The following is a 22,851-nucleotide window of genomic DNA, read 5'->3' as shown; positions in this document are numbered from 1 at the left end:
ATGCGCGAGCCACTGACGCCCTTTGGCACCGAGATCGTCCCCGCTCCACCAGGTAGTGGACTGCTCCCTTACGGGCTTCCCGATCCGGGACGCGAGCCCCTGCTTCCGGCGCCGCGGGAACTGCGGATCGAAGCAGTCCAGCACGTGGCGATCCGCGTCGCTGACCTCCGCACTGCCGAGTCGTTCTACCGGGAATTCTTCGGGATGGAAGTCGTCTGGCGCGTGCGGCGCGCTGGTGAGCGGTGGGAGTACCTTCCGGCCGACTTCGACTGGGATGCCGGTATCCGTACCGGCATCTACCCCCAGTACGTGTTGCTCCGCAATGGACCGCTCGCCTTGCTGCTCCAGTTCGCAGGGCGCGGCACGGTCTTCGTCGAACCGCGGCTCGTTCACCTCAGCCTGCGGGTCGCGCCCGAAACGCTGGCTGAACTGCGCGCGGACGTCCTCGTCCGTGAGTATCCGGTGGCGCAGAGCGACGAGCATGCGTTCGTCTTCCGCGACCCATTCGGTATCACGTGGCACATCACCGACCTTGCGGAAAGCCAACCGCCCAGCCGTTGAATCACCCGCCAGACGAAGGGACCGCACCAGCATGCTGCATCCGTATCAGGAACTGATCGACCTCCTCGCCGAGACACCGCGGCGGCTGACCAGCCTACTCGAGAACGTGGACGTTCCCTCTGCGACGGGTACGGAGCATTTCACGCGGGTCGTCGCCCACCTCGCGGCGGTCGAAGCGTTGATGCGCGAGCGGATCCTGCGGATGGTCGCGCAGGATACGCCGTACTTCCGCGCGACCGACCTCGCCGTCGTGGCCGAGTCGGTTCCATCGCTCGCCGAGGCACTCAAACGGCTCGGACAGGAGCGCGGCGAGACGCTCACGACACTGATGACACTCTCGCTGAAGGACTGGGAGCGAGCCGCCATCCACGAGACGCTCGGCGAGGTCACAGTCGAGGATCTCGTCGAAGAGCTGGTCGAGCACGATCGCAGACATCTCGAGCAGATCGAGCGCCTGCTCGCTGGTCAGGAAACCCCGTGGCCCCCCGAGCCGAGCTGACGGCCCGGTGCCGCTGCCTCGACGAGCGCCAGGACCTCCTCGAGCCGGTCGTTCGCCGTCACTGCTCGCACGACCGTCTCGTCGAGACGTTCCTCCCACGGAGCCAGCGCCGCCGAAAGGTCTTCAGCCCTTTCCACCGCGATCGCCGTCGCGCGTGCCGGGACACCCATACGCTGGAAGTGCTCACGATAGCCAGGGAATCGCTCGTACCGGGCTGCTTCGTCTTCCAAGCGGGGGAGCGCCGCTTGTCCGAGGGCGACACGCACGTACGCGTAGCGCTTCGGGAGCGGTCGGCCGGCCGCCTCGGCACCTTCGCGGAGCCAATCGGTCGAGCGATCGACGAACTCCGGTGTCAACCAGTTGAAGAGGACAGCATCGGCGACTTCGCCCGCCAGCCGGCACATGCGGGGGCCGAGCGCGGCGACGACCAGTTCGCACGAGAGCGCCGCTCGGAGCACCTGCGCCCCCTGACGGACTCGTTCGAGCGCTCCGCTTCCGGCGCCCGAACCGATCCCCAAGCGCAGTCGTTCGACCGGCAAGTCGAGTTCCCGGACACGTTCGACGATCCGCTCCGGCGTCCAGCGCGAGAGCGGCAAGACCCCCACACCGAGCGCGATGCGGCTCGTCACCGCAGCTGCAGCGGCCAGCGCAGCCAGTCCATCACCGTCCGGCGTATCGTTGACCCAAAAGGTGCGATAGCCCAGTGTCTCGCAGGCGCTCACCGCAGCACGGATCACCTCGTGGGACACTGCAGCGGCGAGGCCGAACCCGCGTGCACCCATCGCGTCCTCCCCAGCGAATCTCGACCTCTCAGTCCCGCTCCATTGTTGCAGAACGACCGGAGATAGCGTTTCCGGAGCCGAGAGACACTGGCATATCGGCTACCGCCCAGTGCGATACAATGAAGGGTTCGTCCGGCAACGCTCGTCGCGAGCCGGGACGAGTAAGGTTGGCAACGATGAAGAGAGCACAGGACAACCGACCGACGCGGATCGTGATCGCCGGTGGTGGATTCGCTGGGGTCACCACTGCCCACGCGCTCCGGAAAGCAGCACGCGCTGGCGACATCGAAGTCGCCGTGATCTCGCGCGAGAACGCATTCGTTTTCTATCCGCTCATGCCGGAGGTCATCTCCGGCGCGCTGCGGGTCGAGACGATCCTCACCTCGATCCGGCACGTCGTACCGCATGCTCGCCTGTACGCCGGCGAGTTGACGGGGATCGACCTCGAGCGACGGACCGTGACGATCCAGCACGGCCTCTACCAGCACCAGCAACACCCTCTCGAGCTTCCCTACGACCATCTGGTGCTCGCCCTCGGTGGTGTCCCAGCGACCTTCGGTATCCCCGGACTCGACGACTACACGTTCGATGTGCAGCGTCTCTCGAACGCGTTCGCGCTGCGCAACCACCTCATCGATCTCCTCGAGCAGGCCGATATCGAATCCGATCCGGACGAGCAACGACGACTGCTCACCGTCGTCGTCATCGGCGGTGGGCCGACCGGTGTCGAGGTCGCGGCCGAAATCCGGAGCCTCTTCACCCACGCGCTCCCGTTCTACCGGAACATCCGCCCCGGCACCGAGCGTATCGTGCTCGTCGAGGCCCTACCGCGGCTCCTCACCGGCTTCCCGGAGGAAGCAGCCGAGCGGGCCGCGCGCGAGCTCCGGCAGCGTGGCATCGAGGTCTCGCTCGAGCGGAAGGTCGTCCGGGTCGATCCGGCAGCAGTCATGTTCGATGACGGCACATCGATCGAGTCGCGGACGGTCGTCAGTGCGATCGGTGTGGAGCCCAACCCCATCGTTCGCTCCTTCGGGCTTCCGCTCGATTCGCGCGGGCGGCTCCTCGTCGACGAGTTCCTCCGTGTCGCTGGATTCCCCGACGTCTGGGCGATCGGCGACAACGCTGCGGTGACCGATCCGGCGACAGGCCGCCCGTACGCGCCGACTGCCCAGCACGCAGTGCGCCAGGCCAAGCTGTTGGCCAGGAACCTCGTCGCCAGCCTCAGCGGTCGCCCGCTCGAACCGATGCGCTACCGCACCCGTGGGATGATGGTCACGCTCGGCGACCACGCTGCGATCGCCTGGCTCGGACGGGTCACCGTGACAGGCTTTCCGGCCTGGTGGCTGTGGCGGACCTATGCGCTCCTGCAGATCCCGCGCTGGGACCGGCGGATCCGCCTGGCGATGGAATGGACGCTCGACCTGCTCTTCCCGCCCGAACTGGTCCAGCTCAAGGTCGGCCAACCGGCACCGGCGACCCGGCGATTGGTCGAAGCGGCACTCCGCAGGCTCCGCGAGGCACCAGGGCCGGTCGAATCTCCCGCGTCACCAGTGGTCAGCTCAGGAGCGCGCCGCCAGTGACCGCAACGCCGCGACCGCAGCCTCGACGTCCGGGAGTTCTCGGAGCGGCGCACGGTCCCGGTGGACGATCGTCCCGTCGCGGTCGACGACGACGAGCGCCCGAGCTGGCACCTCACGGTAGCCCGCCAGCTCGTCCAGCTTCACGTCGTAGGCGGCGATGACATCGCGGTTCCAGTCGCTGAGGAAAGGAAAACCGACCCCGAGTTCGCGTGCCCAGGCGGCTTGAGCGAAGTGGCTGTCGCAACTGATCGCATAGACCTCGGCGCCGAGCGCACGGATCTCCTCGATCCTGCCCCACAACTGGGACAGTTGGTTCGCTCAACCACCGGTGAAGGCGAAATGGAAGAACGCGAGGAGCGCGATCCGCTCTTGGAGGATCTCGCTCAACGCGAGTGGTCGACCGAGCGTACTCGGTAAACGGAATTCCGGTGCTCGTTCACCGACTCGTCCTGCCATGCCACGTCCTTCCCGCTCGACGCGCTTTCCGCTCGCCTTTCCGATGGTACGATACCCGAAGCGAGGGACGCGAGTGCTGGAGGGAGCGCGAGAAGCCGTGCAGCTGTTCAATTCGCTCACTCGAACGATCGAACCGTTCGCGCCGGCCGACGGGCGAACGGTACGACTCTACGTCTGTGGCGTGACCCCCTACGACACCACGCACATGGGCCATGCGATGACCTATCTCGTCTTCGACGTCTTCAATCGGATCTGCCAGTTCCATGGCTGGCGCGTCAAGTACGTCCAGAACATCACCGACATCGATGACGACATCCTGCGGAAGGCGCGTGAGGTGGGCGAGCCCTGGGATCGACTCGGTGATCGCTATATCCGCCAGTTCCAGGAAGACCTGAACGCGCTCAACGTCCTCTTCCCGTCCGTTTTCCCCCGAGCGACCGAAGAAATCCCGCTCATGATCGAGATCATCCAGCGGCTCATCGAACGCGGCGCCGCCTACGTGCGGGACGGGAACGTCTACTTCCGCGTCGCCAGCGATCCGGATTACGGGCAGCTCTGTCGCTGTAGTCGCGAGGAGATGATCCGGCTCTCGGCCGAGCGGGGCGCCGATCCGCAGGATCCGCGGAAGGAAGACCCGCTCGATTTCGTTCTCTGGCAAGCTGCCCAGCCCGGCGAACCGACCTGGGACAGTCCCTGGGGACCGGGACGGCCTGGCTGGCACATCGAATGCAGCGCCATGGCGATGAAGTACCTCGGCCTCCAGATCGACGTGCACGGGGGCGGTTACGACCTCATCTATCCGCACCACGAGAGCGAGATCGCGCAGTCCGAGGGCTATACCGGCGCCAAGCCGTTCGCGCGCTTCTGGGTCCATGTCGCGATGGTCGAATACCAGGGTGCGAAGATGTCGAAATCGCTGGGCAATCTCGTCCTCGTCCGCGACACGCTGCGGCGTCACTCCGGCGATGCGATCCGCCTCTACCTCCTCAGTCACCACTACCGGACACCGTTCGCCTACGAGGACGACGGGCCAGCCCGCTTCGAGCCGCTCGTCCGGCGGTTACGCGAGGCGGTCAACGCGACCGGCGGCTCAGCGACACCGCTCGACCTCGCACCGCTGCGCGACGCGATGGTCGCTGCCCTCTCCGACGACCTCGATACACCGCGCGCGATCGAACTCCTCGCCGAGGCAGGTGAACGGCTCCTGACCGCCGCGCGGGAGGGGCGCGACATCGAGCGGGCCCGCGAGCAGCTCCGCGAGATGGGCGGGCTCCTCGGCCTCACCGTGACACGGTGACGTCGCGCCAGAGGATGTACGGCACGACAGAACGGGAACGACAGGGTTCTCTCCAGTCGCGGACACTCGACGCGGGTTGACCGCTGACGACTGGAGGGAGACGAAGCGATGAGCCAGGCAATGCGCGAAATCGCTTACGACCTGGCGTTCCTGCGTGCGACCTACTTCGATGCGAGCAACCTGGCCAGCGATCACGAAGCGGCGTTCTTCATTCCCTCGTACGATCTCTGGCGAAGCTACGAATTCTTCCACCTGTGGTTCACCGCGTTCATCGCCGAGTATATGCCGGAAGACCACCCAGTTCGGCAACGCCTCTGGAGCGACCCGTACAACCTCGCACGCGTGAACGCCCGTGCCTACATCCCAGCTGACGACGACCACGAAGGGTGGCAAGCGCTCCGCGATGCGATCGGTGACCTCTACATCGTCCGTTTCCGGTACTGGTTCCCCGGGCTCGCTGAGCATCCGCTGGCACGGACACTCGCCGAGGAGTTCGGCATCGTGCGCTGGCTCGACCTGGCACTCGAGGATCCCGGAGTGCCGACCGGTTTCTCGATGGTCGTCCTGGATCCCTTCGGCGGGAACTGGACACGCGGCTGTCTCGACCGGTACACCTTTCCCGTCCCACTCGACATTACGGCTGAGGAATGCCAGGCCAGCCTGCGCTGGATCGAAACGCTCCTGGAGCATGCCACTGCAGCGGCCGAAGAAATCGAAACGATTGACCAGACCGTCCAAGTCGCACTCGCCGACAGTGATTTCGATCTTGCCCAACTCGTCGGCACGTGGGCATACCAGAAGCGGTGGTTCGACGCCGCGAATCTCGAGTTACCAGAACGGATTCGCGCGTTCCGCGAGTTGCTCCGCTATTCCCTGACCGCGATGGGGCAACTCGAAGCCGAGCGGCCACCCGAGGAACTCGAGATCCGCGACCTCGTCACTGCCTTCCGGCGTTTCTGGGCGATCTGGTTTGCCTGGTTTCCGGCCACCGTAGCCGAGGCCCACGGCGCGTCGCTCGATCCTTTCCCGCCAGCACCGGACGACACCACCGGCTGGTCGAACGTCGCCGAGACGCTCGGTGAGCTCCCGCTCGTGCGCTTCAGGTACTGGTTCGCAGACCTCGCTGCCCAAACGTGGGAGCACCTGCTCGCTCGCGAACTCGGTATCGCTGAGCGGCTCGCCGCGATCTTGACCCACCGTGGCACACCGATCCTGACGGCCCCTGACGAACCTGCACTCCTCGCCCGCACGTGGCATTTCACCCCGAGCGGTCTGCCACCGGTCACAGCGGACGAGGCACGCCGGATCTTCGAGTGGCTCGAACGCCTGCGCGAGCGGATCGAGGCAGTACTGACCATGATCACTCTCGGCAAATGAAGCGGACGAGTGCACGCCGCAGCTTGACAGCCTGTCCTGGTTGCGGCAGGCTGGAACCGGGACACGAGGAGGGTAGTCATGGGCGAAATTCTCCCGATCAGTGCCGGTGTCGTCGTCGGACTCATCTGCTGGCGGATCGCATCGGTTCGCCTGCGCACCGTCGCGCTGGTGGCGTTGAGCGTCATCTTCGGTGCGCTAGCCAGCCTGATCAACGGTGAGCTGGCGTTGACCTGGGGCTTCCTGTTGATCGACATTCCCTTGGTCTTCCTGGTGGCCGCCGGCACGAGCGTCGTGCTAGCACGCGTCTTCCCGGCACACGTCGTCCAGCGACGCTGAACGAGAGCGGGCCGCCTGCGGGTGGCCCGCTCGCTGCGACGCGCAGCCACGGAAGGGAGACCGCATGGACGAGGGACGTCGCTGGCGCTGGTGGCAACGTGGCGTCATCTACCACATCTATCCTCGCTCGTTCGCCGACAGTAACCGCGACGGAATCGGTGACCTCGAAGGAATCCGGCAAAAGCTCGACTACCTCGTCTGGCTCGGGGTCGATGCGATCTGGCTCTCGCCGATCTTTCCGTCACCGATGGCCGACTTCGGGTACGACATCAGCGATTACTGCGACGTCGATCCGATCTTCGGCACCCTGGCCGATCTCGACCGGCTGATCGCCGATACCCATGCACGCGGCCTCAAGGTCATCCTCGACTTCGTGCCGAACCATACCTCCGACCAGCACCCGTGGTTCCAGGAAGCGCGGAGCGCGCGCGATCACCCGCGCCGTGACTGGTACATCTGGGCCGACCCGGCCCCGGACGGTGGCTCGCCGAACAACTGGCGCAGCGTCTTCGGTGGGAGTGCCTGGGAGTTCGATCCTGCGACCGGGCAATACTACCTGCACACCTTCCTCAAGGAGCAGCCTGACCTCAACTGGCGTAATCCGGAAGTCCGCGCGGCAATGTTCGACGTGCTGCGCTTCTGGTTCGAGCGGGGAGTGGACGGTTTCCGGATCGATGCGCTCCGCTTCCTGATCAAGGACGCCTCGTTTCGGGACAACCCACCGAATCCGGACTATTCACCCGACCAACTACCGTTCAACGAGTTGATTCCCGCTTACAGTGCCGACCAATACGAACTCCACGAGATCCTGGCAGCGATGCGCCATGTCACCGACGCGTTCGGCGAGCGGGTGCTGATCGGCGAGATGTACATCCCGATCAGCCGTCTCGTCGCCTACTACGGCTGCCGCCACGAGCGAGAGCTGCACTTTCCGTTCAACTTCCAGCTCCTGCTGATCCCTTGGACCGCACGCCAGGTCGCTGCCACGATCGACACCTACGAAGGGTTACTCGGCCCCGATGACTGGCCCAACTGGGTCTTGAGCAACCACGACCAGCCACGGGTCGCGACGCGCGTCGGCGAAGCGCAGGCACGCGTGGCGGCAATGCTGCTCCTCACGTTACGCGGTACACCGACGGTCTACTACGGCGACGAACTCGGCCTCGCCGACGTTCCCATTCCACCCGAGCGCCGACAGGATCCGCTCGAGCGGACGATCGGTCCGGGAGCGGGACGCGACCCCTGCCGTACTCCGATGCCGTGGGATGCGAGCCCCTACGCTGGATTTTCGACTGTCGAGCCGTGGCTCCCCCTGAATCCGGACTACGAGACCCGCAACGTGGCCGCACAACGCGAAGACCCGCGGTCGATGCTCCGCCTCTACCGCGAGTTGCTCCTGCTCCGCCGCGCCGAGCCGGCTCTCGCTATCGGGCAGTACCGGCCGCTCGGCGTGACGACGGACGTCCTGGCCTACGAGCGCACGGCTGGTGGTAGGCGACTCGCCATCGTCCTCAACTTCAGCGGTCATGAGCAGGGTTTTCGCCCGTCTCGTGAGCCACTGGACGGGTATGTCCTGCTTTCGACGCACCTCGACCGGGACGGCGAGCCGGTGCGCGGCACGCTTCTCTTGCGCCCCAACGAGGGTTGCGTCGTCGCCCTCAGCGGATTGCCGGGCCGTTAGCCACCACCGACAACCGTGCAACCGGAGCGTCAGATGCGTTCGTCGTAGACCAGGTCGTTGCGCCGCCAGTGGCCGGCACTCGCCCGTTATAGGACGCAGCGCAGCTTCGCGGTACGCCGCGGCACGCACAGCCGCTCCTGGCCCCGATACGTCTTGACACCGGACGCCGAGCACTGCACCATCGTCAGGCTGACGGCTGGAGCCGGAAGAGGGTGGAGCCGAGGCGTGTTCGATGTCGTCAGCTGTGGGGAACTCCTCGTCGACTTCGTCGCGCTCCGGCGGGGCGTGCGGCTGGCCGAGGCACCGGCGTTCCGCCGGGCCGCTGGTGGCGCACCGGCCAACGTGGCCGTCGGTGTCGCACGGCTCGGCCGGCGAGCGGCTTTCCTCGGTCAGGTCGGTGACGACGACTTCGGCCATTACCTGGCAGAAACGCTCGCGCGCGCCGGCGTCGATGTGCGGGGGTTGCGTTTCTCGCCGGACGCACGCACAGCGCTCGCCTTCGTGAGCCTCCGTGCGGACGGTGAACGCGACTTCCTCTTCTACCGGCACCCGAGCGCCGATATGCTCTGGCGTCCGGAAGACGTCGACCGGACAGTCGCCAGTACGACGCGGATCTTCCACTTCGGATCGATCTCGCTGATCGAGGAACCAGCACGCTCAGCGACGCTGGTAGCCATGGAGACTGCCCGCGAGCACGGAGCGCGGCTTTCCTACGACCCGAACCTGCGTCTCGCATTGTGGCCCTCGCCTGAAGCGGCACGAGCGGGTATGCTCCGTGGGCTCGAGCACGCCGAGATCGTCAAGCTGAGCCGCGAGGAACTCGCTTTCCTCACCGGGTCGAGCGACCCGGCCGCCACACGCCAGCTGTGGCACGACCGCTTGCAGCTGCTCGTCGTGACGCTGGGTGCGGCCGGTTGCGCGTATCTCACGCCGCAGGAGGAGGGAGAAGTACCCGGCTTCACTGTGCCAATCGTCGATACGACCGGCGCTGGCGACGGGTTCGTGGCCGGACTCCTCGTCGGGCTCCTCGAGCAGGGCTTCGACTGGTCGAAACGCGCGGTCGAACAGGTACTCCGGCTCGCGAATGCCGTCGGTGCGCTCGTCTGCACCCGGCGGGGGGCGATTCCGGCCCTCCCCACCCGCCGCCAGGTGCAGCGACTGTTGACGATGTCGGGCGACGTGTCGCGTCACGAGTGAGGAGCGAGGGATGGACCGAGAGCACGTCCGCGAGTTGGACCGCATCGTCCTCGGCGAGATCTGGACATCCAGCGAGGCCTGGCGGAACCTCGTCTACCTCTGCGATGACCTCAGCCATCGCTTCGCCGGGTCGGAGCGAGAACGGCGTGCAGCCGAGTTCCTCGCTGACCGGATGCGCGCCTATGGACTCGAGAATGTCCGACTCGAACCGTTTCCCATGGCGACCTGGGAGCGTGGGCCGTGCCATCTCGCTGTCGTGGAGCCGCTCGAGCGGGAACTCCCGGCCATCGCCATGCCCTACTGCCCGACCGCACAGATCGAAGCTGACGTGATCGACGTCGGCGAGGGCGAACTTCCTGATTTCGAGCGCTTGGCCAGCGAGATTCTCGGGAAGGTCGTGCTCACCGACGCCGAGACCAACCGTCCCGGCGAGCGCAAGAGTCACCGGACCGACAAGTTCAACTGGGCCGTCCAGCGCGGTGCGGTCGCTGTCCTCTTCATCAACCAGAACCCGGGCCAGCTCCACATTACCGGCTCGCTGACTGGCCGCAACCTGAACGGGACACGCGCCATCGACCGCGAGGCACCGATTCCCGGTATCGGCTTGAGCTACGAGACTGGTCAGTTTCTCCGGCGTCTCGCCGAGCGTGGCCGGCTGCGCGTGCGCCTCGCGACCGAGAACCGGACGCTCGACGCGGAGTCAGCGAACGTGATCGGCGAGATTCCCGGTAGCACACGACCCGACGAGATCGTCCTCGTCGGCGGGCACTACGACAGTCACGATATCGCGCAAGGGGCCGGCGACGACGGTGCTGGCACCGTCGTCGGGCTCGAGGTGGGGCGCGCGCTCGCCCAGCTCCGCGGCCAGCTCGCGCGGACAGTCCGCGTCATCTGCTTCGGTGCCGAGGAGCTCGGGCTGCTCGGCGCCTATTTTCATGCCACACAGGCAGCTGCGCGCGGAGAATGCATCCGCTTCGTACTGAACCTGGACGGGGCCGGTCGCGGCACGGGCGGGCAGGAGCAACTCGTCCTCTCGGGACTCCCCGAGCTCGTGGCATATTTCCAGGGAATCGCCCGCGAGCTTCCCTACGATTTCGCGATCCGCGACGAGCTGAACGCGCACTCCGACCACTTCCCGTTCGCCTTGCGCGGGATCCCGAACGCAACGCTGAGCAGCCGCGATGCCACTGCCGGGATGATCGGGCGCGGATGGGGACACACCGAGGCCGACACGCTGGACAAGGTGACGTTGCGTAGCATCCAGATGGCTGCTGCGCTGGCGGCGCGGCTCGTGATCCGGCTCAGCGAGGACGAGAACTTCCCTGGGCGACAGCGGACGCCGGAAGAAGTGCGTCAGCAACTGGCCGACGCTGGCCTTCTCGAGCGGGTGCGGGCGACGGAAGGTCCGGTGATCTAGCACGCGCAGCGGGTGCTGGGAATGCAGCCAGATCGCTCCCAGCACCCGCTACCTGACTGTCGGGCGAGCGAGCCCCCGAGCGACGCGCTCTTCCCGGTCACGCCTCGTAGACGGTCGCGCCACCGATGACCGTACGGAGCACGCGCAGCTCAGCCAGTTCCTCCGGGTCGACCGTGCGCGGGTCGCGCTCGAGGACGACGAAGTCGGCCAGCATACCGGGCCGGATCATCCCCTTGCGCTGCTCCTCGAAGGTCGCATACGCGCCGTTGACCGTGTAGAGCGGTAACGCTTCCTCTACGGTGATCGCTTCTTCCAGGGCATAGGAGCGCCCACTCGCTGTCCGCTCGAGCACAGCAGCCTGGATACAGCGGAGTGGCTGGTAGGCGGACACAGGGCAGTCGGTCGAGAAGACGAGCCGGATACCCGCCTCGAGCAGGCTCCGCAACGGATAGGTCAGTTGAATCCTCTCGAGTCCCAGATGCCGGATGAAGCCATCGCCGTACTCGGCGATGAAGATCGGCTGGCTCACGACCAGCACGCCGAGCCGGGCGATCCGGTCGATGAGGTCGGGACGCAGCACCCCGCAGTGCTCGATCCGGTGCCGGTGATCTGGCCGTGGCAGCCGCGCGAGCGCACGCTCGTAGGCATCGAGCACCATCTCGATCGCCCGGTCGCCGATCGCATGGGTCGCGACCTGAAAACCTGCCGAGTGCGCCTGCCAGACGAGTTCGTCCAGCTCCTCTTGCGTCCAGATCGTGATGCCGTAGTTGTCCGGGCGGGGATCGTTCAGGAAGGAACGACTCACGGCAGCCGTACGGCCGATGAGACTTCCGTCAGCGAAGAGCTTCACCGGGCCGATGCGCAGGTGATCGTCCCCGAAGCCTTGCTTGACCCCGAGTCCGAGCAGATGCGGGAGCAGCTGGTGCCGGATCATCATCGAGGTACGGAGCTTGAGTACACCACGTTCGACCGCTCGCTGGTAGGCCTCGACCTGGAGCGGGTGGTCGGAACCAGCATCCTGGCTCGAGGTGATCCCGGCCGCGACATACGCATCGTTGCAGCGGCGCAGCGCCTCCACCATGTCGTCGAGCGTCGGAGCAGGGATGACCCGTTCGACGAGCTCCATCGCGTTCTCCTGCAGGAGCCCGGTCGGCTCGCCGTGCTCGTCGCGGACGATATGGCCCCCAGGAGGATCGGGGGTCTCCCGCGTCACACCGGCGAGCTGGAGCGCGAGCGAGTTGGCGACCAGCATGTGGCCCGAGCTGTGCGTGAGCACGAGCGGATGCACGGTACTGGCCCGGTCGAGGTCGGAGCGCGTGGGATGGCGGTGCTCGGCGAGGACGTTGTCGTCGTAGCCACGCCCCCGGATCCAGGTTCCGGGCGCTGTTCGGCTCGCTCGCTCGGCAAAGCGCTGGACGATCTCCTCGATCGACCGCACCGCTGGGTACCGACAGTTGACCTGGCCGAGCACGAAGCCGAAGTTGATCATGTGGTTGTGCGCCTCGTTGAACCCGGGCAAGCAGGTCGCGCCGGCGAGGTCGAGTCGCCGGTAGCCGCGCGGCAGCGCTGCCTCCACGTCGGCGATGGAGCCGGTCGCGACGATCCGCTCGCCGATCACGCCGAACGCTTCGACGGTCGGCTGCGCGGGATCCATCGTCAGGATCGTTCCGTTCGTGACGAGATAGGCGTCCATCGTGCGTCCTTTCCGCGAGTACGACCGGAGAGCTACTCTGCTTCGGCACAGTAGCGGGATCGAGTCAGGCTGGCAAGTCGCACACTATAGACAACTGCAGCGACGCAAAGACTTGAGTCGATGCGCAGGTATCGACCCCGTCTTCCCGAGCCACGGAGAGGCGAACGCTGAATGGGACACGCAACACCACTCCGGCCAGCGAGGACTCGCCAGTACGACCCCGTGCTGTGAACGGGCCTGTCACGATCCCCCTGCCGTCCAGGGAACTGCCCTCCGCGGTGCGCGCGTCCTGCCGCACGACCGACCGCATGGTAGTGCGATGCTGCGGTTGCCTCGCTTGTATACATTTTGCAGGCATTGACAACTATCGATACACCCCGTACACTGACTCCGGAGGTGAGCGATGGACGGTCGGTGCTGCCCGATGGAGTCTCCCGATGCAACGGTGGCGACCATGCCGATCAGCCGTATCGCCTCGCTCGCCCGGGCACTGGCCGACGAGACACGCCTCACGCTCCTCGCCCTGCTGACCCGGTACGAGGAACCGCTCTGTGTCTGCCACCTCGTCGAGCACGTCCCGGTCGGACAGCCGACGGTCTCCCATCACCTTCGGGTCCTCCGCGAGGCAGGCCTCGTCACTGTCGAACGACGCGGAACCTGGGCCTACTACGCAGCGACACCGCTGGCTCAGAACGTGCTCCGTCAGCTCAGTCACCTGCTGGCCGATCCGGTCACCGTGCCGTGAAGAGCGTCCCGAGACGGAGGGCGGGAGAATCATCGCGCTTACATCGATAGACATCAATTAATGGATCAATCTGAACGACCAGGACACCCGAGAGCGCGCCGAGCTGCTGCGCGAGAGGAGTCTGGGCGAACGAATCGTGAGAAGGAAAGGAGACTCGTGATGCCTCATCGCGACGAGCTTCCCGTGGTGGTCATCGGAGCGGGGCCGATCGGTCTCGTCGCCGCGGCCCATCTCGCAGCTCGAGGGTTACCCTTCCTCGTCTTCGAGAGCGGAGACGCTGCCGGAGCATCGATGCGTCGCTGGCGCCACGTACGGATGTTCTCCCCCTGGCGCTACAACGTCGATCCCAGCGCCGCCGAGCTTTTGGCTGAGCAGGGCTGGGTCGCGCCCGATCCGGAGCAGTACCCCACCGGTGCCGAGCTCCTGGCCAGCTGGGTCGAGCCGCTGGCGACGCACCCGTCGATCGCACCGTACCTGCGCCTCGGCCACCGGGTCACGGCTGTCGCCCGCCAGGGCCGTGACAAGCTTTCCAGCCGCGATCGCGCTGGTCGGCCGTTCCTCGTCCGCGTCTCCACGTCGGTCGGCGAGCAGGAGTTCCTCGCTCGCGCCGTGTTGGATGCCTCTGGTGCTGTGCCGAACCCGCTCGGAGCATCCGGTCTTCCGGCGCTCGGCGAGACATACCTCGCCGAGCGGATCGCCTACGGGATGCCGGATGTTCTGGGCAGCGAGCGTGAGCACTATGCCGGAATGCGGACACTCATCGTCGGTGCGGGACACTCCGCTTTCGGTGTCCTGCTCGACCTCGTTGCGCTTGCTGAGCAAGTACCAGGCACCGAAGTCCACTGGGCGATCCGCCGCCGCTCGCTTACCGGCCGTCTGGGAAGTCCCAGCGACGAACTTCCGGAACGAGGGCGTCTCGGCCAGCGAGTGGCTGAACTCCTGGCCAGCGGTACCATCACGCTGCATACCGGTGTCCTGGTCGATCGTGTCGAGGCGGACGGGGCCGGCATCACGGTGTACAGCGGCGAGCGCGCCCTTCCGCCGGTCGACCGCATCGTGTGTGCGACCGGTTATCGTCCCGATCTCGCGCCGCTCCGCGAGTTGCGACTGGCTCTCGATCCGATCGTCGAGGCGCCGGTCGCGCTTGCCCCGCACATCGATCCACGCTCCCACAGCTGCGGTACGGTGCCACCGCACGGCTTCGCGGAACTCGCCCATCCGCAGGAACCGGACTTTTTCATCGTCGGGCTCAAGAGCTACGGGCGAGCCCCGACGTTTCTGCTGCGGACCGGCTACGAGCAAGTGCGCTCGATCGTCGCGGCTCTGGCGGGAGACTGGGAGGCAGCCCGTCGTGTCGAACTCGAGCTTCCAGCGACAGGCGTGTGCTCGGGAGAAGCGGGTGTGGCCTGCTGCAGTGAGCCGACCGAACCAGAGTGCGTGGCCAGAACGGTGCAGGTACCGCTGCAGCTCCGCACCGATTCGCTCTGCTGCACTGCGCCGTCGAACCGAGAGGAGCAATTTCCGACCTGCCCCTGGCCCCGCCGTGGCACGGTGCCGAGCCCGACCGACTGCACCGACCAGTCGAGCAGTGAAGAGCCTTGCTGCGCTGGGAACACGGCGCGTTCGACCGTCGGAACATCGACGTGTTGCTGAGCAGCTCACGCCGTCGACTCGCGAGCCACGCGCTGCCCTTCTTCGCGGAGCAACCAGCGGGCGAGCAGCGCCAGAATGATGATGAGATAGAGCGTACCGCCACCGATCCACATGAGGAGACCAGCGAGTTGCTGGTCGACGAGCGGAGTGAACCCCCATGGCATCGCCACAGAGCGGTACGGCTCGTAGAGCACCTCGTCCGCCAAGGTGAGGATCGCACCGATGATCGTGCTCACGACGGCAGTGATGAAGACCATGAGGCTCGCCCACAGTCCGCTCACGCGGTGGTGCCGTGGGACCGGATCGATGATCGGCCACCAGAACAGGAGCGCCGTTCCAAAGAAGCTGAGGTGCTGGAGGTCGTGCACCGGCTGGCGCAGGACAGCTTGCTCGTAGAGCGCAGGAAAATGCCACACGACGAGCGCGAGATTCGCCAGCGCAGTGGCGACCAGCGGGGCAGTGAGCACGGTCAGCAGCCGGCGCATCCAGACGGGACGGAGCAACAGGCGCGTCAACACGCCTGCCCGCTGGGGCGGCAACGCGCGCAGCATCACCTGAACCGGACGGCCGAGCAGGATGAGTGGGGCGGTGATCTGGATGAGCACCAGGTGCTGCGCCATGTGCATCGTCAAGAGTTCGTCGTTCCAGGTGTCCAGCGGCCCCGCCAGCGCGACGAGCGCGCTCAGCATGCCCGCGTAAAAGAGGGCTGGCCAGCTCGACGGAACCATGCGGCCGAGTTGCCGCAAGCGCCACAGCGCGAGCGTATAGGCGAGTACCGGGACGAAGACCAGCAGGAGCGCCGGCGGGTAGAGCGTGATCCCGAGCACGCTCGGGCAGGTCGGACAAACGTGGAGAACCGGTAGAAACATCGGGCTACCTCGCGCAGAACCGCACTCGTTTCCTCGTCAAGCGTATCACTCTGAGCATGCCCTCCCCCGCCGATCCACTGCGGGCGTATACTCGAGCGCCGGTAGCGAGCGGGGCAACTGTCGCCGCTCGCCGAGGTGGGAGATGGAGACGAGCGAGTCGAGCTCGTCAGTCCGCAACGGAACGAGTGTCCCGGGCACGCACCCGGGAGACCGGTATATTCGCCGCGTCGCTTCCAGCGACCTTCCGATTCGGGAGATCGCCCCTGGCCGTTTCGTCGCCGAACTGACCGAGCCAGCGAGCCCACTTGGCAAGGCATGGTACCGCCTCCGGCGGACACTGATCGGACGGCCGCTCCGCACGGCCGAGGCACCACACCAGCGAATCGGCAAGGCACAGGCACTCGCGGTCTTCTCCTCGGACGCGCTGTCGTCGACCGCGTATGCCACCGAGGAAATCTTGCGTGTACTCATCCTGGCCGGCAGCGCAGCCTATGCGTTCGTGCTGCCGATCGGCCTGGCCATCGTCCTCCTGCTCGCGATTGTCCTGTTCTCTTACCGCCAGACGATCCGGGCCTATCCGCACGGTGGCGGCACGTACATCGTGACGAAAGACAATCTGGGTGTCGGCCCAGCACTGGTCGCCGCCGCGGCACTGCTGAGCGACTATGTCCTCACCGTCGCGGTGAGCATCTCGGCAGGTGTCGCAGCGATCACCTCGGCGTTTCCCGCACTCTATCCATTTCGAGTCGAACTCGCTGTCGCAGCGATCGTCCTGCTGACGATCGCGAACCTGCGCGGTGTGCGGGAGAGCGCTACCATCTTCATGCTTCCCACCTATGCCTTCATCGCGAGCGTCGGTGCCTTGATCCTGCTCGGCCTCGCCTCACTCGCTGGCATCGGGCCACATCCGCATCCCGTCCGCTACCAGGCACCACCGCCGACGAGTCCGCTCACCCTATTCCTCATCCTGCGCGCTTTCGCTTCCGGTAGCACCGCGTTGACCGGTGTCGAGGCGATCGCTGATGGTGTGCCAGCGTTCAAGGAACCGCAAGCAGACAACGCACGGACGACGCTCCTGGCCATGGGGCTCATCCTCGGATCCCTCTTCAGCGGGATCACGCTCCTGAGTTACCACTTCCACCTCGTTCCGAGCGAGCGCGAGACGATCGTCTCGCAACTGGCCCGGACGCTCGTCGACGGTTCACCGTTCTACTACGTGATTCAAGCCGCGACCGCGCTGATCCTGTTCCTGGCAGCCAATACCGCCTTCGCCGACTTTCCGCGACTCGCGTACTTCCTGGCACGCGATCGCTTCCTGCCGCGCCAGTTCCGCTTCCAGGGCGACCGACTGGCCTTCTCGACCGGCATTCTGACCCTGGGCATCCTGACCAGCTTGCTCGTCATCGCCCGTCACGCCAGCGTCTCGGCGCTCATCCCGCTCTATGCGGTCGGCGTCTTCACTGCCTTCACGCTCTCGCAATCGAGCATGGTCGTCCACTGGTGGCGGCATGTGGGAGGCGACTTGCTCCGGGTTCCCTGGCACAGCCTGGTGATCAACGGCTTCGGCGCACTCGTGACCGGCATCGTGACCGGAGTCATCGTGGTCACCAAGTTCACGCATGGTGCCTGGATGGTCATCGTCTTCATCCCCTTGCTGATCGGCATGATGCTGGCCGTGCACCGTCACTATGTCTCGGTCGCCGAGCAGCTGCGTGTCGCCCCTGAGGAAGCGCGCCGTCGTCTGCGGCTCGTCCCCCGCCGCAGCGTCGCCGTCGTCCCGGTCGCTTCGCTCAACCGTGCCTCGCTCACCGCACTGACCTACGCGCGCTCGATCGCCGATGATATCGTCGCTGTCCATGTCGCGACCGAGCCGGAATCGGGCGAGGCACTGCAGCGACGCTGGCAGGAGGCTGGGCTGACGATCCCGTTGATCATCGTCGACTCACCGTACCGAGAACTGCTCGGCCCGCTCGTCGCGGTCATCGAGAAAATCCACCGCGAGAAGGGTGCGCCGCTCATCACCGTCGTGATCCCCGAGTTCGTCACCGCCCACTGGTGGGAGCGCTTGCTCCACACGCAGACCGCCTGGCGGCTTCGCCGGACACTCGTCCAGATCCCCGATTTGGCGATCACGATGGTTCCGTATCACCTTCGCGAGTAGCCCGCTCACGGGCGACGAATCAGGACCGGTACCGGCGCGTGAGCGAGCACGTGTTCGGCCGTCGAGCCCATCGCCACATCGCGCAGACCACTCCGACCATGGGTGACCATGGCAATGAGGTCGACCGTGCGTTGCTGAGCAACTTCCACGATGACGCGCTCAGGCCTCCCGTCCGCGACCACGATATCGACCGTATAGCCGGCGCGCGTCAACCGTTGCGCGACCTGCTCGAGATACGCCGTCGGGTCGTCACCGGGAACATCAGCCTCGATCCGCTGCGCTCGCGCTTCACGCACGTGCAGGAGGACGATCTGCCAACCGGTCGTGCCCAGCAGCGGGAGCGCGTCGAGAACCGACTCGGCGATGCGCGAGCCGTCCAGCGGCACCAGGGCGCGATCGAGCACCGGCTCTTTTGCGGGAGGCGAAAGGTGCGCTGGGACAACGAACACTGGGGCGACACCACTGACGATCACCTGTGCGGTGACCGAGCCGAGCACGAGGCGACGCCAGCCGGCTCGCCCGTGCGCCGCCATGACCACGAGGGGATCGGGGTACGCTCGAGCGAGGTCACAGAGGATCGTCGCTGGGTCACCTTCCTCGACGACGAGATGCACGGCTGAGGCGCCAGACAAGCTTCGCGCTACACCATCGAGGTAGTCCCGACACTCGCGTCGCCAGTCCTCGAGCAATGCCCGCAGCAGTTCTTGCTCCCGCAGCGACCGCAACCCGACCGGTACTTCGAGGACGGAGACGAGAACAACTGTCGCACCGGTACGGCGGGCCAGCGCCCTCGCCCAGGGCAAGACGAGCTCGCTGACTCCGTGCGGTTGCGGTTTCGTCCGATCGTATTCCAGGGGCACGATGAGCGTTGGCACCTTTTCACCCTCCACTACCGCCACTCTTGCGTCGAACGCACCTCGGTCGCCGACCGCGCGGCCCGACGTTCCGCGAGGAGCAGCGACACCACGATGCTGATCGCCAGCGTCACCATGACGATACCGAGCGAGAGCGCCGTCGGAATTTTGTAGAAGTCCTGGATCAGCATCTTGACGCCGATGTAGCTCAAAATGAACGCCAGCCCGTAGCGCAGGTAGGCCAGCCGCCGGATGAGTCCGGCCAAGAGGAAATACATCGAGCGTAAGCCGAGGATCGCGAAGACGTTCGAGGAGAAGACGATAAAGGGGTCGCGGGTTACCGCGAAGATGGCCGGGATCGAGTCGATCGCGAACATCAGGTCGGTAATCTCGATCAGGACGAGCACCACGATGAGCGGTGTCGCGTACCGCTTGCCGTCGATGCGGACGAAGAACCGCTGCTCGAAATAGCGCGGGACGATCGGTGCAAAGCGCGAGACGAGCCGGATCGCGATGTTGTTCTCGACATCGACCTCACGTTCTTCCTTTTCCAAGAGCATCCGGATACCGGTGAAGACGAGGAAGGCACCGAAGAGGTAGAGGATCCAGTGAAACTGGCTGATCAGCCAGGCACCACCGAGGATCATGATGCCGCGCATGATCAACGCACCGAGAATGCCGTAATAGAGCACCCGGTGCTGGTACTGCGCCGGAACCGCGAACGCCGTGAAGATCAACACGAAGACGAACATGTTATCAGCGGAAAGCGAGAGCTCGATGAGGTACCCCGTGAAGTACTGCAGCCCTGCCTCGTGTCCTTCGATAGACCAGAGGAATGCACCGAATAGGAGCGAAAGGCTCACCCAGAAGGCGACCCAGAGCCCAGCCTCTTTCATCTCGACAACGTGTGCCTTCCGGTGGAAGACGCCAAGGTCGAGCGCGAGGAGCGCGAGAATCAACGCGAGAAAGGCGATCCAACCCCAAGGCGGCACTTCGACCATCGGAACAGTCACCTCCCTCCGTTCGTCCGTCCGGCTCGCCCCGAACGAATGCAGAGAGGCGAGCCAGACGGATCGGATCGATCCGTCGTGGTCTCGCCTCTCTGCACGTCCGACCGAGGGATCGACCCTGTGCTGACGACCGGACGAACCAGCGGCTTCGCTGGGAGGCTACTCCCCACGCGCCCAGCGAGTGTACTGCAACATTGCACCGGGGACAACCGTGCCTTCGAAAGGCCCGGTCGACCACTCCACACCTGACCGAGCGCTCGAGGGCATGGTAGAGTGCCATCTGGGCGATGCGTGCGACATGCTGCCCTCCACCTCGCACCGGCACGGCGATCCCCTAGGAGCCCATCGCCCTCATTGCCGATGCGACGACAAGCACAAGCCTGCACCGTTGAGGAGTCAGCTGTGGAGTTCTGCCTCGACCTCTCGCATCACCGCTGGGCTCGGGCCAACGATCCTCGCCAGGCTACCGAGTGGACGCTCGAGACGGTCGCTGCAGCCGACCGCGCTGGACTGCACTCGGTCTGGTTGAGCGAGGATCCGGACGGCTGGGACGCGATCGCCGTGGCAGCAGCCGCTGCGGTGCGAACGGAGCGGATACGCATCGGTACCGGTGTCACGAACCCATTCCTGCGTCACCCCGTCCAGATCGCGATGGCAATCGCCACACTCGACCGGTTGTCCAGTGGCCGCGCATTTCTCGGCCTCGGTCGTGGACAACCGGAGTTCTACGCGCACGGGCTCGGCATACCGGTACGCCGCCCGCTCACCGCCGTTCGTGAGACGGTCGAGTTGCTCCGCCAGTGGTGGCGACCGCCACACCGCGCCACACTCGCCGGTACGCACTTCGTCGTGCACGATTGGCCACTCAGTATCACCCCGTTGCAACGACCGGTTCCGATCTACCTGGCTGCGCTGGGGCCGAAGGCCCGGCAGCTCGCTGCCGAGCTCGCCGACGGTATCCTGATCGCCGACTTCGCCAGCGAGCCGTTCCTCGCCGCAATCCTGCCCGAACTGCGCGCTCAACTCGCTGCAGCCGGCCGCGATCCGAACCGGTTTGCAGTCTTCGTCCGCACCAACCTCGTGCTGACCGATAACCCGGAGCCAGCCCTGGAGGAACGAAAGCTAGCGTTCGCACTCCTCGCGACACTCCCCGGCATGAGCCAGCAGGTCATCGTCCCCGGTTTCGACGTCGAACGGCTCGTCGCAGAGCTGCGCCAGCTGCTGCGGATCGAGGAGCAACTCCAGGCTGGACGCCCCTGGCACGACATCCGGCGCGCGGCTGACCCAGATCGGATCCGTCAGCTCGTCCCGACGGAGCTCATCGCGCAGCTCTGCCTCATCGGCCCCGCTGACCAGCTGCGGGCGCGCCTCGCTCGCCTCGCCGCAATCGGGGTCACGCACGTGTTCGTCCGGGCGTTGCCCGAACCCGATCCTGCCGCGTACCGCACGCTCGTCGAGACACTCGTCAGCGCTCCAGCGCGACCGGAGTCGTGAATCCGCCGGCAACCGCTTGCCCCGCCCGACTGCCGAGATGCGGAACCGCGCGGTCCTCGCCGAGCATCGTGAGCGGGAGACGCCCATCGGAGCCTAGAGCCACCGGCACAGCCTGTTCGAGCAGCACTTGGCGGTAGATCGCCTCGTAGGCGTCTGCCATCGCGACGCTGGAGAAGTGCCGCTCGACGTGGCGTCGGCACGCCGCCCGGTCGAGCTGGTCCACGCGGCGTACCGCCTCGACCATCTCGTCCAGTGTCCGCGTGCGGCAGATGAAGCCGGTGACACCGTCGACGACGATCTCTTCCACGGCACCACCCGGGAACGCGATCACCGGTGTCCCGCAGGCCATCGCCTCAGCGAGGACTAATCCGAACGGCTCCGGCCAGTCGATCGGGAAGAGCAAGGCGAGCGCACCACCCAAGAGCTCAGCCTTCTGTTGCTCGTCCACCTCGCCGAGATACTCGACGCCGGGTGTGTCCAGTAACGGCAGGAAGTGCTGCTCCGCCCACTCGCGGTCCGCTGGGTCGATCTTCGCCCCGATCTTCAGCGGCAGCCTGACTCGACGGGCGACCTCGATCGCCCAGTCCGGGCGCTTCTCGGGCGAAATGCGCCCGACGAACGCGAGGTACGGCGGATCGGCCGGCTCCGGGCGGAACGGGAAATGTTCGAGCCGCACACCGTTGTAGACCGTGCCGACCCAGCGCAGCGGCAGATCAGCCAGGGGCGCACGCTGGCTCCAGCTGATGCTGATCAGGCGCTGGTCGGTGAACCGACCCAGCACCCGGCGAGTCTCCGGCATGTCCAGCCGCCCATGGAGCGTGGTGACCGTCGGCGTCGCCACTCCACGCGCGAAGGGAAAGGTCAGGTAATCGACGTGCGAGTGAATGATGTCGAACTCGTCGGCCTGGGAGTACACCTCCTCGAGCATCGCCACGTGGAGCGCGATCGGATCCTTGGTGCCGAGGAGACGCAGCCCCCCTTCGGCCATCGGCACCAGGCGCGCGCTGGTCTGCGAATCGGCCGTCGCGAAGAGCGTCACGTCGTGCCCGCGTCGAACCAGTTCCTCGACGAGCGCGTACACGACACGTTCCGTCCCACCATACAGCTTGGGCGGTACGGCTTCGAAGAGCGGCGCGATCTGCGCGATCCGCATGGCGCTTCCCTCCGTCCCTGACCCGATCGAAAGCAA

General features: G+C 66.0%; 21 protein-coding genes. 13 read left to right on the top strand and 8 right to left on the bottom strand.

All coding sequences use genetic code 11. The features are described 5' to 3' along the window. Together OO015_RS05745 and OO015_RS05740 are read left to right on the top strand one after the other, a co-directional pair. Complete coding sequence (locus tag OO015_RS05745) at nt 1-561, top strand: VOC family protein (RefSeq protein ID WP_265940277.1); 561 nt, start codon at nt 1-3, stop codon at nt 559-561. 31 nt (nt 562-592) lie between these two features. Continuing rightward, on the top strand, nt 593-1,060 hold the full coding sequence (locus OO015_RS05740) for a DinB family protein (protein ID WP_265940276.1): 468 nt from the start codon (nt 593-595) through the stop codon (nt 1,058-1,060). Here the strand turns inward: OO015_RS05740 and OO015_RS05735 are convergent. Further along, nucleotides 1,027-1,842, bottom strand: a complete 816-nt coding sequence (locus OO015_RS05735; protein ID WP_265940275.1) for an LLM class flavin-dependent oxidoreductase — start codon at nt 1,840-1,842, stop codon at nt 1,027-1,029. The genes OO015_RS05740 and OO015_RS05735 overlap by 34 nt on opposite strands. Nucleotides 1,843-2,018: 176 nt before the next feature. Between OO015_RS05735 and OO015_RS05730 the strand changes: the two genes are divergently transcribed. Continuing rightward, entirely contained in the window at nt 2,019-3,422 is a 1,404-nt protein-coding gene (locus tag OO015_RS05730; RefSeq protein WP_265940274.1) for an NAD(P)/FAD-dependent oxidoreductase, read from the top strand. Here the strand turns inward: OO015_RS05730 and OO015_RS05725 are convergent. Further along, nucleotides 3,402-3,731, bottom strand: coding sequence for a redoxin domain-containing protein (locus OO015_RS05725; protein ID WP_323053856.1), 330 nt, complete (start codon nt 3,729-3,731; stop codon nt 3,402-3,404). The genes OO015_RS05730 and OO015_RS05725 overlap by 21 nt on opposite strands. A 9-nt stretch (nt 3,732-3,740) precedes the next feature. Next, a complete protein-coding gene (locus tag OO015_RS05720; protein WP_265940272.1) occupies nt 3,741-3,878 on the bottom strand; it encodes a hypothetical protein in 138 nt (45 codons plus the stop codon). 73 nt (nt 3,879-3,951) lie between these two features. On the opposite strand from OO015_RS05720, the gene cysS reads away from it, so the two are divergent. The 6 genes from cysS to OO015_RS05690 all read left to right on the top strand — a co-directional run bounded on the left by cysS (nt 3,952) and on the right by OO015_RS05690 (nt 11,183). Next, the gene (gene cysS, locus OO015_RS05715) at nt 3,952-5,175 is read left to right on the top strand and encodes a cysteine--tRNA ligase (protein ID WP_265940271.1); all 1,224 of its coding nucleotides are present in this window, start codon (nt 3,952-3,954) and stop codon (nt 5,173-5,175) included. 108 nt (nt 5,176-5,283) lie between these two features. After that, nucleotides 5,284-6,552 (top strand): hypothetical protein, encoded by a 1,269-nt coding sequence (locus tag OO015_RS05710; RefSeq protein ID WP_265940270.1) that lies wholly within the window; start codon nt 5,284-5,286, stop codon nt 6,550-6,552. Between the two features lie 78 nt (nt 6,553-6,630). After that, complete coding sequence (locus OO015_RS05705) at nt 6,631-6,888, top strand: hypothetical protein (protein ID WP_265940269.1); 258 nt, start codon at nt 6,631-6,633, stop codon at nt 6,886-6,888. 64 nt (nt 6,889-6,952) lie between these two features. Next, the gene (locus OO015_RS05700; RefSeq protein ID WP_265940268.1) at nt 6,953-8,569 is read left to right on the top strand and encodes an alpha-amylase family glycosyl hydrolase; all 1,617 of its coding nucleotides are present in this window, start codon (nt 6,953-6,955) and stop codon (nt 8,567-8,569) included. A 225-nt stretch (nt 8,570-8,794) separates the two neighbouring features. Beyond that, nucleotides 8,795-9,766, top strand: a complete 972-nt coding sequence (locus OO015_RS05695; RefSeq protein ID WP_265940267.1) for a PfkB family carbohydrate kinase — start codon at nt 8,795-8,797, stop codon at nt 9,764-9,766. Nucleotides 9,767-9,776: 10 nt separating this feature from the next. Beyond that, a complete protein-coding gene (locus OO015_RS05690; RefSeq protein WP_265940266.1) occupies nt 9,777-11,183 on the top strand; it encodes a M28 family peptidase in 1,407 nt (468 codons plus the stop codon). 97 nt (nt 11,184-11,280) lie between these two features. Here the strand turns inward: OO015_RS05690 and OO015_RS05685 are convergent, their stop codons facing one another. After that, on the bottom strand, nt 11,281-12,876 hold the full coding sequence (locus OO015_RS05685; protein WP_265940265.1) for an amidohydrolase: 1,596 nt from the start codon (nt 12,874-12,876) through the stop codon (nt 11,281-11,283). Between the two features lie 403 nt (nt 12,877-13,279). Between OO015_RS05685 and OO015_RS05680 the strand changes: the two genes are divergently transcribed. Continuing rightward, nucleotides 13,280-13,621 carry an ArsR/SmtB family transcription factor gene (locus OO015_RS05680; RefSeq protein WP_265940264.1) on the top strand — a complete coding sequence of 114 codons (342 nt, stop codon included), beginning with the start codon at nt 13,280-13,282 and terminating at the stop codon, nt 13,619-13,621. Nucleotides 13,622-13,780: 159 nt separating this feature from the next. After that, entirely contained in the window at nt 13,781-15,274 is a 1,494-nt protein-coding gene (locus OO015_RS05675; RefSeq protein ID WP_265940263.1) for an FAD-dependent oxidoreductase, read from the top strand. A gap of 5 nt (nt 15,275-15,279) precedes the next feature. On the opposite strand, the gene OO015_RS05670 is transcribed toward OO015_RS05675, so the two are convergent. Then, nucleotides 15,280-16,143, bottom strand: a complete 864-nt coding sequence (locus OO015_RS05670; protein WP_265940262.1) for a cytochrome c oxidase assembly protein — start codon at nt 16,141-16,143, stop codon at nt 15,280-15,282. 142 nt (nt 16,144-16,285) lie between these two features. On the opposite strand from OO015_RS05670, the gene OO015_RS05665 reads away from it, so the two are divergent. After that, nucleotides 16,286-18,304, top strand: coding sequence for an amino acid permease (locus tag OO015_RS05665; RefSeq protein WP_265940261.1), 2,019 nt, complete (start codon nt 16,286-16,288; stop codon nt 18,302-18,304). A gap of 5 nt (nt 18,305-18,309) precedes the next feature. On the opposite strand, the gene OO015_RS05660 is transcribed toward OO015_RS05665, so the two are convergent. Then, a complete protein-coding gene (locus OO015_RS05660; protein WP_265940260.1) occupies nt 18,310-19,179 on the bottom strand; it encodes a universal stress protein in 870 nt (289 codons plus the stop codon). A gap of 14 nt (nt 19,180-19,193) precedes the next feature. Beyond that, entirely contained in the window at nt 19,194-20,159 is a 966-nt protein-coding gene (locus OO015_RS05655; protein WP_416236593.1) for a TerC family protein, read from the bottom strand. Between the two features lie 411 nt (nt 20,160-20,570). On the opposite strand from OO015_RS05655, the gene OO015_RS05650 reads away from it, so the two are divergent. After that, complete coding sequence (locus OO015_RS05650; RefSeq protein WP_265940258.1) at nt 20,571-21,662, top strand: LLM class flavin-dependent oxidoreductase; 1,092 nt, start codon at nt 20,571-20,573, stop codon at nt 21,660-21,662. Here OO015_RS05650 and OO015_RS05645 read toward each other — a convergent pair. Then, entirely contained in the window at nt 21,634-22,815 is a 1,182-nt protein-coding gene (locus tag OO015_RS05645) for a glycosyltransferase family 4 protein (RefSeq protein WP_265940257.1), read from the bottom strand. The genes OO015_RS05650 and OO015_RS05645 overlap by 29 nt on opposite strands. Nucleotides 22,816-22,851: the final 36 nt, after the last annotated feature.

It is taken from the genome of Thermomicrobium sp. 4228-Ro (assembly GCF_026241205.1).
Lineage (GTDB): Bacteria > Chloroflexota > Chloroflexia > Thermomicrobiales > Thermomicrobiaceae > Thermomicrobium.
Note: the sequence above shows the minus strand (reverse complement) of the source record. Positions and strands in the feature narration are given on the sequence as shown.